General features: G+C 55.7%; 12 protein-coding genes. 6 read left to right on the plus strand and 6 right to left on the minus strand.

Features of this window, described 5'->3' with window-relative positions; translation table 11 throughout:
* Nucleotides 1–38: 38 nt before the first annotated feature.
* Genes ppdD through hofC form a run of 3 tightly spaced genes read left to right on the plus strand, consistent with a single transcriptional unit; the run spans nt 39 to nt 3,058 of the window.
* Entirely contained in the window at nt 39–494 is a 456-nt protein-coding gene (gene ppdD / locus ACLIBF_RS17540; protein ID WP_031376695.1) for a prepilin peptidase-dependent pilin, read from the plus strand.
* Nucleotides 481–1,866, plus strand: a complete 1,386-nt coding sequence (gene gspE, locus ACLIBF_RS17545; RefSeq protein WP_069728426.1) for a type II secretion system protein GspE — start codon at nt 481–483, stop codon at nt 1,864–1,866. The genes ppdD and gspE overlap by 14 nt, the downstream gene beginning before the upstream one ends.
* The gene (gene hofC, locus ACLIBF_RS17550; RefSeq protein WP_279810066.1) at nt 1,859–3,058 is read left to right on the plus strand and encodes a protein transport protein HofC; all 1,200 of its coding nucleotides are present in this window, start codon (nt 1,859–1,861) and stop codon (nt 3,056–3,058) included. The genes gspE and hofC overlap by 8 nt, the downstream gene beginning before the upstream one ends.
* A gap of 215 nt (nt 3,059–3,273) precedes the next feature.
* Here the strand turns inward: hofC and ACLIBF_RS17555 are convergent, their stop codons facing one another.
* Entirely contained in the window at nt 3,274–4,314 is a 1,041-nt protein-coding gene (locus ACLIBF_RS17555) for a GMP reductase (protein WP_159222710.1), read from the minus strand.
* Between the two features lie 225 nt (nt 4,315–4,539).
* On the opposite strand from ACLIBF_RS17555, the gene coaE reads away from it, so the two are divergent.
* The 3 genes from coaE to yacG are packed head-to-tail and all read left to right on the plus strand — an operon-like array spanning nt 4,540 to nt 6,111.
* The gene (gene coaE, locus ACLIBF_RS17560; RefSeq protein ID WP_069728428.1) at nt 4,540–5,157 is read left to right on the plus strand and encodes a dephospho-CoA kinase; all 618 of its coding nucleotides are present in this window, start codon (nt 4,540–4,542) and stop codon (nt 5,155–5,157) included.
* A 4-nt stretch (nt 5,158–5,161) separates the two neighbouring features.
* Nucleotides 5,162–5,905 (plus strand): cell division protein ZapD, encoded by a 744-nt coding sequence (zapD, locus tag ACLIBF_RS17565; protein ID WP_046289189.1) that lies wholly within the window; start codon nt 5,162–5,164, stop codon nt 5,903–5,905.
* An 8-nt stretch (nt 5,906–5,913) separates the two neighbouring features.
* Nucleotides 5,914–6,111 carry a DNA gyrase inhibitor YacG gene (gene yacG / locus ACLIBF_RS17570; RefSeq protein ID WP_031376700.1) on the plus strand — a complete coding sequence of 66 codons (198 nt, stop codon included), beginning with the start codon at nt 5,914–5,916 and terminating at the stop codon, nt 6,109–6,111.
* Between the two features lie 30 nt (nt 6,112–6,141).
* On the opposite strand, the gene mutT is transcribed toward yacG, so the two are convergent.
* The 5 genes from mutT to ftsZ all read right to left on the minus strand — a co-directional run bounded on the left by mutT (nt 6,142) and on the right by ftsZ (nt 12,465).
* Nucleotides 6,142–6,537: an 8-oxo-dGTP diphosphatase MutT gene (mutT, locus tag ACLIBF_RS17575; protein WP_031376701.1), complete on the minus strand. Its 396-nt coding sequence runs from the start codon at nt 6,535–6,537 to the stop codon at nt 6,142–6,144.
* A 166-nt stretch (nt 6,538–6,703) separates the two neighbouring features.
* On the minus strand, nt 6,704–9,409 hold the full coding sequence (secA, locus tag ACLIBF_RS17580; RefSeq protein WP_031376702.1) for a preprotein translocase subunit SecA: 2,706 nt from the start codon (nt 9,407–9,409) through the stop codon (nt 6,704–6,706).
* A gap of 74 nt (nt 9,410–9,483) precedes the next feature.
* On the minus strand, nt 9,484–9,990 hold the full coding sequence (gene secM / locus ACLIBF_RS17585) for a secA translation cis-regulator SecM (RefSeq protein ID WP_341802483.1): 507 nt from the start codon (nt 9,988–9,990) through the stop codon (nt 9,484–9,486).
* A gap of 301 nt (nt 9,991–10,291) precedes the next feature.
* On the minus strand, nt 10,292–11,209 hold the full coding sequence (lpxC, locus tag ACLIBF_RS17590) for a UDP-3-O-acyl-N-acetylglucosamine deacetylase (RefSeq protein WP_031376704.1): 918 nt from the start codon (nt 11,207–11,209) through the stop codon (nt 10,292–10,294).
* A gap of 101 nt (nt 11,210–11,310) precedes the next feature.
* The gene (gene ftsZ, locus ACLIBF_RS17595) at nt 11,311–12,465 is read right to left on the minus strand and encodes a cell division protein FtsZ (protein WP_009092127.1); all 1,155 of its coding nucleotides are present in this window, start codon (nt 12,463–12,465) and stop codon (nt 11,311–11,313) included.
* Between the last annotated feature and the right edge of the window lie 2 nt (nt 12,466–12,467).

Here is a 12,467-nt window from a genome sequence, read left to right on the forward strand (position 1 = left end):
TTTTTAGTCTGACGTTTTCTTAATCAGGAGGCGATGTGATGAATTATCAAGGCGGATTTACGCTGGTTGAACTGATGATTGTGGTGGGTATCGTGGCGATCTTAAGCGCTATTGGCCTGCCCGCTTATCAAAACTATCTGCAGCGCGCGGCGCTCACCGACATGCTGCAAACCATGGTGCCGTACAAAACGGCAGTGGAACTCTGCGCCATGGAGCGCGGCGATCCGGCTCAGTGTCAGGCTGGCGAGCACGGTATTCCTGCCGTCAGAAGCTCACGCTACGTTTCTGCCCTTAGCGTGACCAAAGGCATCATCACCCTGACCGGTCAGGAAAATCTGAAGGGCTTAAGCGTGGAGATGCTACCGGTGTGGGACAGCACGGAAGGTAGCATCAGCTGGCAACGGAGCTGCACCAGCAGCAATATCAGCCTGCGTGACAACTGCCTTGCTCAGTTCCGCTTTGCCGATAAAGGGGCGAATGATGAACAAGCCTGATGCAGCGATTGCAGCATTATGCCAGCGCTATCGCGCTCTGGTGCTGCACCACGATGCCAGCCAGCTACGGGTTGCCGTAGCGGAAAGTGTGCCGCAGGGGCTGGCTGAAGCGCTTAACTTCGCCAGCCAGTGTCAGATTGAGATTGAGTGCTGGCCGCAGGCGCGCCTCGATCAGCTGCAGCATGCTGAAACGCCGCTGTCAGCCCGCGAAGATGCACCGGCAGAGTCAGCCGTTGAGGCAACGCAACAGATACTGCATCAGGCGCTGGAACGTCGCGCGTCTGACATTCACATTGAGCCCTGGCGGGAGGGTCTGCGGGTCAGGTTGCGGATTGACGGCGTCCTGCATCCGCTCTCCTCACTGCCCGCCACCCAGCCTGCGGCACTGCTGGCGCGCCTGAAAATTCTCGGCGGACTGGATATTGCCGAACGCCGGTTACCACAGGATGGTCAGTTCAGCCTGGAGATTGCGGGCAAACCGGCTTCTTTTCGCCTCGCCACGTTGCCGATCCATGGCGGTGAAAAAGCGGTGGTGCGACTGTTGCAGAGCGAAAGCGCGGCATTATCGCTGGATAAACTGGGGCTTCCTGCCGCCCAGTTACGCCTGTTGTGCTCAGCGCTGGCCCAGCCGCAGGGGCTGATCCTGGTGACCGGACCCACCGGCAGCGGCAAAACCTTTACGCTTTACAGCGGGCTGAGCGCGCTGAATACGCCAGACAAAAACCTGTGCAGCGTCGAAGACCCGATTGAAATCCCGCTGCCCGGCATCAATCAGACCCAGATTAACAGTAAAAGCGGGCTCGACTTCCATCGCGTACTGCGTGCGCTGTTGCGCCAGGATCCGGACGTGATCATGGTCGGCGAGATCCGCGATGCGGAAACCGCTGAAATAGCCGTTAAGGCCGCGCAGACCGGACACCTGGTACTCTCCACGCTGCATACCAATTCAACCGCCGAAACCCTGACCCGCTTACGCCAGATGGGTATTCCCGGCTATCTGCTGGGATCGGCGCTACGGCTGATCGTTGCGCAGCGTCTGGTACGGCGGCTCTGCCCGCACTGTCGTCAGCCGGCTCAGGCGGTGGCGCACTATCCTTCCGAACTCTGGCCCGGCACCCTGCAGACCTGGCGCGCGCCTGGCTGCGATCACTGCTTCTCAGGCTACTTTGGTCGGCTGGCGCTGTTTGAGCTGCTGCCGGTAAACGCCAGGCTGCAAAATGCCATTGCAGCAGAAATGCCGCTTGAAAATCTGCTCAGTCTGGCAAAACAGCAGGGGCTGCGTACCCTGCTTGCCTCCGGGCTGGAAGCGGTAAGCCGCGGTGACACCTCGCTGGAAGAGATGCAGCGTGTTATCGGGCTGGAAGATGGCTAATCCAGCGTTGTTTCGCTGGCAGGCGGTTGACAGCCAGGGCGCGCTACAAAGCGGTCAGCTACTGGCTCTCGACAGTGAGAATCTGCTGCTGATGCTGGCGCAGCGCGATCTGCTGCCGGTCAGCTGGAAATGCGAAAAGGTCTGGCGGCAGTCCGCCTGGACGTGGCAGCACAAAACCGATCTGATACGCCAGCTGGCAACTCTGCTTAAGGCGGGCTTACCGCTGGCGGAGAGTCTGATTCTGCTGGCTGAGGGACATCCGCACGCGGGCTGGCGGGCACTGATGCTGGCGTTGCATCATCGGGTTTTGAGCGGTCAGCCTTTTTCACAGGCGCTGCGTGAGTGGCCGCAAATCTTTCCGCCGCTCTATCCGGCCCTGATGGAGGTCGGCGAGCTGACCGGGCAGCTGGATGTCTGCTGCAGCGAACTGGCACAACAGCAGACCCGGCAGCAACAGCTGTGGCAACAGGTAGTAAAGGCGCTACGCTATCCACTGTTCATTCTGTTAGTCGCGATCGCTGTCAGCTGTGGCATGCTACTGTTCGTGCTGCCGGAATTTGTCACGGTGTATGCCTCGTTTGACGCACCGTTACCGGCGTTTACCGCTGCGGTGATGCAGCTTTCTGCCACGTTGCAGCAGTGGGGACTGTTGTTAGCCAGCGTGCTGCTGCTGGTACTGGTGGGCTGGCAACAGCTGCGGCGACGTTCAGCCAGCTGGCAGCGGCGGGAGCAGCGTTTTTTTCTCCGCATCCCGCTGCTTGCCGGACTATGGCGCGGTTCGCAGCTAACGCAGATTTACACCATCCTGCAGCTGACACAGCACGCCGGACTCACCCTGTTGCAGGGTCTTGCCGCTGTTGAGGTTACCCTCTCCTCCCTGCTGTGGCGGGAAGCGATTGCTGCGCTGCAACAGCATATCGCCGCAGGTAAACCGCTGCATCAGGCGCTGGCGCAGCATCCGCTATTTACTGCACTTTGTGGCCAGCTGATTCGCGTCGGTGAAGAAGCAGGGGCGTTAGATCTGATGCTGGCCCGACTGGCGGAATGGCATGAAGCAGAGACCCGTGAGCGTGCTGACACGCTTGCTGCCTCACTGGAGCCGATGATGATGGTGGTGATAGGTGGCATTGTCGGTACGCTGGTGATTGCGATGTATCTGCCGGTGTTCGGGCTGGGTGATGCGATGCATTAAGGGGCGCGTTATGCGCCCCTTAACATGAAATCAGGGGAGTAATTGATGAAGTCTGATCAGTGACACCGCATAAGTAGCTGTCGAGGCTGAGCATCAATGGGCCACTGCCGGTGCGTCAGTATCGGAAATATCATCAAGTGCCTGATTGTCATTGAATCTCCATCAGTCACTGTCGGCCACTCCCTGACCCTGAATCGCTGACAACCGGCAGCTAACTATCGGTTAAACACCCGGTTTTCCTGCTCAGTCACCCGGATAAAAGTGGTGCGCTTGGTCAGTTCCTTTAGACGCTCTGCCCCTACGTAGGTACAGGCTGAACGCAGGCCACCCAGAATGTCGCGTGCCGTATCAGCTACCGGACCACGTAATGGCAGCTTCACGGTTTTGCCTTCTGCTGCACGGTACTCCGCAACGCCACCTACGTGACGCTTCATTGCCGACTCCGAACTCATGCCGTAAAACAGCATGAAGCTTTCGCCATTCTCTTCGATGACCTTGCCTTCACATTCATCGTGCGCTGCCAGCATACCGCCCAGCATTACAAAGTCGGCACCGCCGCCAAAGGCTTTAGCAATATCACCCGGCACCGCACAGCCACCGTCACTGACAATCTGTCCACCCAGTCCGTGCGCCGCATCAGCGCACTCAATCACCGCCGAGAGCTGTGGGTAGCCCACGCCGGTCTTTACGCGCGTGGTGCAGACTGAGCCAGGGCCAATGCCCACTTTGACAATATCGGCACCAGACAGAATCAGCTCTTCCACCATTTCCCCGGTTACTACATTACCGGCACAGATCGTTTTGCCAGGAAACGCTTCGCGGGCACGCTGCAGAAAATCGACAAAATGCTGCGAGTAGCCGTTAGCCACATCAATGCAGATAAACTGTAATTTCTCTGACAAGGCCATAATGGCGTTCAGCTTGGTAAAGTCCGCTTCAGAGGTGCCGGTAGAGACCATCACCGCGTTCAGTACCGGCGCGGGCACACGCTGAATAAACGCTCGCCAGTCATCTACGCTGTAATGCTTATGCACCGCCGTCAGGATATTAAAGCTGGCCAGCGCTTCTGCCATCAGAAAGGTACCGACGGTATCCATATTGGCGGCAATGATTGGGACACCGCTCCAGCTCAGGCCGGAGTGCTTAAAGGTAAAACTGCGCTCCAGCTCAACCTGTGAGCGGCTTTTCAGCGTGGAACGTTTTGGGCGAATCAGAACGTCTTTAAAGCCCAGTTTCAAATCTTCTTCAATACGCATGTGTCATGTCCTGGTGAGTGGCAACGAACCGCAGTTCGCGAAGCCAGCACGGCTCCAGTGACCTTATGATACGCGCCTGCCGTCCGGCGACAAGACTGCGAATTTCACTTTATTTACGCTACAATCCGTAAAATTTAGCTGAGCATTATCGTTGTGATCTGGCCCGCATTTTTGCGTTACTGATCCAGACCATTAACATGAACCTGTGTCCAAAAGAGAAGTCAGATGGGAAATAGGCCCTACACCATAGCGCTGACAGGGGGAATCGGTAGCGGTAAAAGCTCGATTGCCAGACAGTTCGCTGCGCTCGGGGTCGACATTATCGATGCTGACCTGATTGCGCGCGAAGTGGTTGAGCCAGGGACGCCGGCTTTACAGGCGATTGAAGCACGTTACGGTGCCGCGATCCTGACCGAACAGGGCACCCTGGATCGCGCGCGGTTACGCGAGATTATTTTTCAGACGCCAGAAGAGAAAAGCTGGTTAAACGCGCTGCTGCATCCGCTGATTAACGCCCGCACCCAACAGTTGATCGCTGCCGCCTCTTCACCTTATGTGCTGTGGGTGGTGCCGTTACTGGTGGAAAATCAGTTACAGCACCAGGCTGACCGGGTACTGGTGATTGATGTCGACGAAGCGACACAGATAGCCCGGACTCAGCAACGCGACCAGCTTTCTCTCGCCCAGGTGCAACGTATTCTTGCGGCACAGGCCACGCGGCAGCAACGCCTCGCCTGTGCTGATGACATTATTGATAACAGTGGCGAGCCTGAAGATGCATTGCCACAGGTTGCCGAACTCCATCAGCGCTACCTCAGGCTGGCGGCAACGAAACAGGATTAACACCATGAGCACACCCGTTCTGTTTGAACATCCCCTGAATGAAAAAATGCGAACCTGGTTACGGGTTGAGTTTCTGATTAATCAGCTGGATGAGACCACCCCGCTGGATAAAACCGTTAACGCCCTGACCTTTTTTCGTCTGATCGGTGAACTGCTCGATATTTTCGAGCGGGGCGACATGCGTACCGAGTTGTTGAAAGAGCTGGAGCGCCAGCAGCAGAAATTGCGCGCCTGGGCTGATGTGCCTGGCGTAGATATGACGCTGGTAGATGCCCTGCGTGAAAAGTTAAAAATGCAGTCAACCCAGCTGATGAATGCGCCGCGGATGGGGCAGCAACTGCGGGAAGACCGTCTGATTGCGCTGGTGCGTCAGCGCCTGAGCATTCCTGGCGGCTGCTGCAGTTTTGATTTACCCGGCCTGCATATCTGGCTGCATTTACCCCAGGAAGCGCGTGATGCCCAGGTGGAAGCCTGGATGCAGACGCTGGTGCCGCTGCATCATGCGCTGGCGATGATCCTCGACCTGATCCGTCAGTCCGGGGCGTTTCGCAACCAGACCAGCCTGAATGGCTTTTATCAGGACAACGCTGAGGGTGCCGACCTGCTCCGCCTGCAGCTGTCGCTGGAGGATGCGCTTTACCCGCAGGTCTCCGGACATAAAAGCCGTTATGCCATTCGTTTTATGCCGCTTGATAGTGAGCGTGGTGAAGTACCAGCCCGACTCGACTTTCAACTGGCCTGTTGTTAGAGGTGAATATGCAGCAAGAAGTTATGACCGTCGCCTGTCCACAGTGCGGCAAAGATGTTATCTGGGATGAACTCAGCCCGTGGCGGCCGTTTTGCAGTAAGCGCTGCCAGCTGATTGATTTGGGTGAATGGGCCGCTGAAGAGAAACGTATTCCCAGCAGCGGTGATCTGAATGACAGCGATAACTGGAGCGAAGAAGACCATTAATTGCCGGATGGGGTGAGTCGCCCCATCCTGTCAAAACTCGCCGGCAATCAGGCGGGCAATCAGTTGATGATTCGCCGGAGGAAACTCTTCGGCGATCAGCGCCTGTTGATCAACCCAACGCTGCGGCTGCCCCTCCTTGCCCCACGGCTCTCCCTTCCAGCCTTCAACCAGGAAGAAATGCAGCGTTACCCGCAGATCTTCATAGCTATGATCAGCCTGACCAATCGGACGCGCTTCGGTGACCTCAATGCCGGTCTCTTCCTGCAACTCGCGAATCAGACCCTGTTCGGCGCTCTCACCCGCTTCAATCTTGCCGCCGGGAAACTCCCATTTATTGGCCATATAGGATGTCGCCGCGCGCTGGGCAAGGAAAATCTGTTTATCGGCATTGCGGATAATACCAACCGCGACCTGCAGGTGCTTCATGAAGAATATCCCGAAATTATTGGGTGAATGAGCAGTGAGTTTAAAACAGGGTGTGGCGGAAGTTAACCGCTTTAACCTGCTGCAACAACCAAACTCAGCGTCTGCCGCGGCCAGGCAGCAGCCAAAAAAAAGGAGCCAGTGGCTCCTTTTTCATCAGCGGTTAATCTCAGGCCAGGCGGCCGTGACACTGCTTATATTTTTTACCTGAACCACATGGGCAGGGATCGTTGCGTCCGACTTTGCGTTCACCACTCTGCTGCGCCAGCGCTTCGGCTGCCAGCGTCTCTTCCTCAACGTGGCTCAGTTGTTGCTGCTGAGCCAGACGTTCAGCCTCTTCGCGACGCTGCTGCTCCATCGCTTCAACTTCTTCCGGCATCCGCACCTGGACCTTGCTCAGGGTGCTGATCACTTCATATTTCAGTGACTCAAGCATGGCGGCAAACATAGCGAACGATTCACGTTTGTACTCCTGCTTCGGATCCTTCTGCGCATAGCCACGCAGATGGATGCCCTGACGCAGATAATCCATCGCCGCCAGATGCTCTTTCCACAGCGAATCCAGCGTCTGCAACATCACGCCTTTTTCGAAGTTACGCATCATCTCAGCACCAACCACCTCTTCTTTGGCGGCATAGTTCTCCATCGCATGGGTCATGATGCGCTCACGCAGCACTTCTTCATGCAGATCGGGCTCTTTATCCAGCCACTCCGCAATCGGCAGATTAAGATCGAAGTCAGTACGCAGGCGCTCTTCCAGCCCTGGTACATCCCACATCTCTTCCAGTGACTGCGGTGGAATATAGGTATCAATAGTCGCTTTGTAGACGTCATGACGGATGCTGTTGATGGTTTCGCTCACATCCGACACATCCAGCAGTTCGTTACGCTGGCTGTAGATGGCACGACGCTGATCGTTGGCCACATCATCATATTCCAGCAGCTGCTTACGAATATCGAAGTTACGGCTCTCAACTTTGCGCTGCGCATTGGCAATCGCTTTGGTCACCCACGGGTGCTCAATCGCTTCACCCGGCTTCATCCCCAGTTTGCGCATCATGTTAGAGACGCGATCCGAGGCGAAAATACGCATCAGCGCATCTTCCATCGACAGGTAGAAACGGGAAGAACCGGCGTCGCCCTGACGGCCAGCACGACCACGCAGCTGGTTATCGATACGGCGCGACTCGTGGCGCTCAGTACCCACGATGTGTAAACCGCCGGAGGCCAGTACCGCGTCATGGCGAATCTGCCATGCGGCTTTAATCTCTTCGATCTGTGCTTCGGTCGGGTTTTCCAGCTCGGCCACTTCGGCGTGCCAGCTGCCGCCCAGCATGATGTCAGTACCACGACCGGCCATGTTGGTGGCGATGGTGACCGCGCCCGGCTGACCTGCCTGTGCCACGATTTCCGCTTCGCGGGCGTGGAATTTGGCGTTCAGAACGTTGTGTTTGATACCGGCACGTGTCAGTTCGTTAGAGACCACTTCCGATTTCTCAATCGAGATGGTCCCGACCAGCACCGGCTGGCCGTTGGCGGTACGTTCACGAATATCTTCGATGATCGCGTCGATTTTCTCTTTCTCGGTCATATAGACCAGATCGGCCAGATCTTTACGCACCATTGGACGGTTAGTCGGTACCACAATGGTATCGAGCTTGTAGATAGAGCTGAATTCGAACGCTTCGGTATCCGCGGTCCCGGTCATACCGGCCAGCTTTTCGTAGATACGGAAGTAGTTCTGGAAAGTGATAGAGGCCAGCGTCTGGTTCTCGTTCTGGATCTCTACCCCTTCTTTGGCTTCAATCGCCTGATGCAGTCCGTCTGACCAGCGACGACCCTGCATGGTACGACCGGTGTGCTCATCAACAATCACCACTTCGCCATCTTTTACGATGTAATCCACATCGCGGGTAAACAGCGCATGGGCGCGCAGCGCCGCAGTAACGTGGTGCATCAGCATAATGTTGGTCGGTGAATAGAGTGATTCGCCGGCTTCCATAATGCCCTGGCTGACCAGCAGCTCTTCGACCTTAACCAGTCCACGTTCAGACATGTGCGCCTGACGGGCTTTTTCATCCACCCAGAAGTCGCCTTCACCCTGATGGGTTTCAGTGTCTTCTTTATCCTGACGAATCAGGTGCGGAATGATTTTGTTTACTTTGGTATAGAGCTCAGAACTGTCTTCCGCAGGTCCCGAAATGATCAGCGGGGTACGCGCTTCATCGATCAGGATGGAGTCAACTTCATCCACCAGTGCGTAGTGCAGTTTACGCTGCACGCGCTCTTCCGGGCTGAAGGCCATGTTGTCGCGCAGGTAATCGAAGCCATATTCGTTGTTGGTACCGTAAGTAATGTCAGCGGCGTAAGCTTCACGCTTCGCTACTGCAGGCAGACCCGACATGTTGATGCCGACGGTCAGACCGAGGAACTCAAACAACGGACGGTTATTCTCGGCATCACGCTGTGCCAGATAGTCGTTGACGGTAACGACGTGAACCCCTTTACCGGAGAGCGCATTCAGATAGGCTGGCAGCGTGGCGGTCAGGGTTTTACCTTCACCGGTACGCATCTCGGCGATGCAGCGATCGTTCAGTACCATGCCGCCGATCAGCTGGACGTCGAAGTGACGCATGCCGAACACGCGCTTACTCGCTTCACGCACGGTAGCAAAAGCTTCCGGGATCAGGCTTTCCAGCGTCTCGCCTTTTTTCAGGCGTTCACGGAACAGTTCGGTTTTGCCTTTCAGTTCATCATCAGAGAGCTTTTCAAAGTCCGGCTCCATCTTGTTGATGACATCCACCACTTTACGCATACGACGCAGAGTACGATCGTTACTGCTACCAAAAACCTTGGTTAACATTTTGATTAACATAGTAAATATATTCTCAATTCAGCCGAATCATTCCGGACTGCAAAATCTAAACAGAGTGAATAAAACCAAAAATATTAGCAGGACAATTGGGTGGGTCCGGCGCGGATGCCATGAACGCGGGCATGCCATTCAACCCATGAGCGGGTTACAGCCGTAAACAGCGGTGGAGTCGGGGTCGTCTGCGGCACAGCACGCAACGCAGAGTGTGACGTCAGTAAGTCATGCAGCGAATCGATCAGCGCCAGCTTTTGCGCCGCCAGCGGCAGAGTTTGTTGTTCCGCCTGCGCCTGGGGCGTTAGCGTGAAAGAGAGGTGTCGAATAACGGTGCGGATGGCGTGCTGGTGCCAGTAATCCACATTGAAGCTGGGGCGGCGTGCCGCTTCCTGCAGGCGAATCAGGTGATCAAACCGCGCGGCGTTGCCCATGAACAGGCTACTGGCCGGCGATTCAGATGAAGCATTGAGTTCAGAACTTTGCGCACAGGCAGGTAAGCCGAGACTGGCCGCGACCATCCCTAACAGGAGATGAGGCCAGAAATAGCGTCTACCTAATTGTCGCCAGCGCAGAAGAATTCCGATCACAACCTTTCCATCGCGCATGCTCTGTTGCGCTTCCGTTTTCGTTCGCCCGCCGCGAGCGGCAGCGGTATTCAGCCTGTAAAAGCGCCAGAGATAGTATCACTAATGTGGGGCATCCACACCTGGGATTAAAGTGGCGGTGCGAGAAATTGCGCGCGTTTGTTCAGCAATTCAGCAAAACGGACGGCGCGATGCGAGCAGGCTCGACATCAGCAGAGGCGGGGACCGGAGCAATAAAAAAACGGCTGGCGCCGCTGACCGGAGAGGGTGTCAGCATAACCAGCCGTTTCACGTTCTGAGGTGATTAAGCCAGAACCAGATTCGGTGCTTTGAATGCCAGCGGCAGTTCAGCTTCGTCTTCGAAGGTTGCCCATTCCCAGGCTTCCTGCTTAGCCAGAACCGCTTGCAGCAGCTTATTGTTCAGCGCATGACCCGATTTGAACGCCGTGAAGGCGCCAATGATATTGTGGCCACACATAAACAGGTCGCCGATAGCGTCCAGCATTTTGTGACGGACAAATTCGTCCTCAAAACGCAGGCCTTCTTCATTCAGTACGCGGAAATCATCCAGACCTATCGCACAATCTAAGCTACCGCCCAGGCACAGGCCTTTAGACTGCAGATATTCGATTTCACGCATAAAGCCAAATGTACGCGCCCGGCTGATTTGACGAACAAAGGCGTCAGCAGAGAAGTTCATCGCATAACGCTGCGAGCTGGAATCGATCGCCGGGTGTTTGAAGTCAATGGTGAAGTCGAGCGAGAAACCGTTGTACGGTTTGATCTCGGCCCATTTGTCACCCTCTTCCACACGCACGGTCTGCTTAACGCGCACAAATTTCTTCGCGCTGTTGAGCTGCTCAATGCCTGCATCCATCAGCAGATAGATAAACGGTGCTGCGCTGCCATCCATAATCGGGATTTCCGGTGCATCGACTTCAACAATGATGTTATCGATACCCAGACCCGCCAGGGCGGCATTAAGGTGTTCAACCGTTGAAATACGCACGCCTTCATCATTCACCAGGCAGGTACTCAGCATGGTGTCGCGCACGTATTTTGCATCAGCCGGAAAATCTACCGGTGGATTCAAGTCGGTGCGACGATAGATGACCCCGGTATTAGCCGACGCAGGGCGTAATGTCAGTGTGACTTTCTTGCCGGTATGTAAACCGACACCAGTCGCCTGAACAATACGTTTTAGTGTCCTTTGTTTGATCATCGTATTATCTCGCAATATTACCTTTCCGACCGCTAGTATACTTTACCAGCGGGCAGACACTTTAGCACAAAGAGCGGGGAAACCCAATTATAGGGTTAATCCTAGTCGGCCTGCTTACGCAAAAATGCCGGAATATCAAGGTAGTCTGGCTCTTTGTTTGACTGCGCAGCCTGGTCGTTAACCACTTTAGCTGCCGGTTTCTGCTCCTGCGGCAGCGGTGACATACCGTGCTGCTGATAGCGATGATCCATAACCGGCTGGCTGGCTGGCTTATTGGTCACCAGGGTGATTTCCGGACGTTTGTCCATGCCGATACCGGTTGCCACCACGGTGACGCGCAGTTCGTCATTCATTTCTGGATCCAGTGAAGTACCGATCACCACTGTCGCGTTGTCAGAGGCGAAGGCGCGGATAGTGTTACCCACGGTTTCGAACTCATCCAGACGCAGGTCGAAGCCAGCCGTGATGTTGACCAGCACGCCGCGCGCACCAGACAGGTCGATATCTTCCAGCAGTGGGCTGGAGATCGCCATTTCAGCCGCTTCTTCAGCGCGGTCTTCACCACAGGCAACGCCTGAACCCATCATGGCGTAACCCATTTCGGACATCACGGTACGCACGTCAGCAAAGTCGACGTTCATCAGACCCGGACGGGTAATCAGTTCGGCGATACCCTGAACCGCGCCTTTCAGCACGTCATTGGCTGCGCCAAAGGCGTCCAGCAGGGAGATACCGCGACCCAGAACTTTCAGCAGCTTATCGTTTGGAATAGTAATCAGTGAATCGACATGCTTAGAGAGTTCCGCGATCCCCTGCTCAGCAAACGCCATGCGTTTCTTGCCTTCGAAGTTGAACGGCTTGGTGACAACGGCCACGGTCAGGATACCCAGATCCTTCGCCACTTCCGCTACCACAGGCGCTGCACCGGTACCGGTACCGCCGCCCATGCCTGCTGCGATGAAGACCATGTCTGCCCCTTCCAGCGCAGAACGCAGTGCTTCGCGATCTTCTTCTGCAGAGTTACGGCCGACTTCCGGGTTCGCACCCGCACCCAGACCTTTGGTAATGTTATTACCGATCTGAATCGTCTGGCCGACAGCTGTTTTACGCAACGCTTGCGCGTCGGTATTCACAGCAAAGAATTCCACACCTTCGATACGCTCGCGTACCATGTGCTCTACGGCGTTGCCACCGCCACCGCCGACGCCGATGACTTTAATCACCGCGTCATTGGTTAATTCCATAGGTTCAAACATGA

This window comes from Pantoea sp. PGP6 (assembly GCF_053474785.1).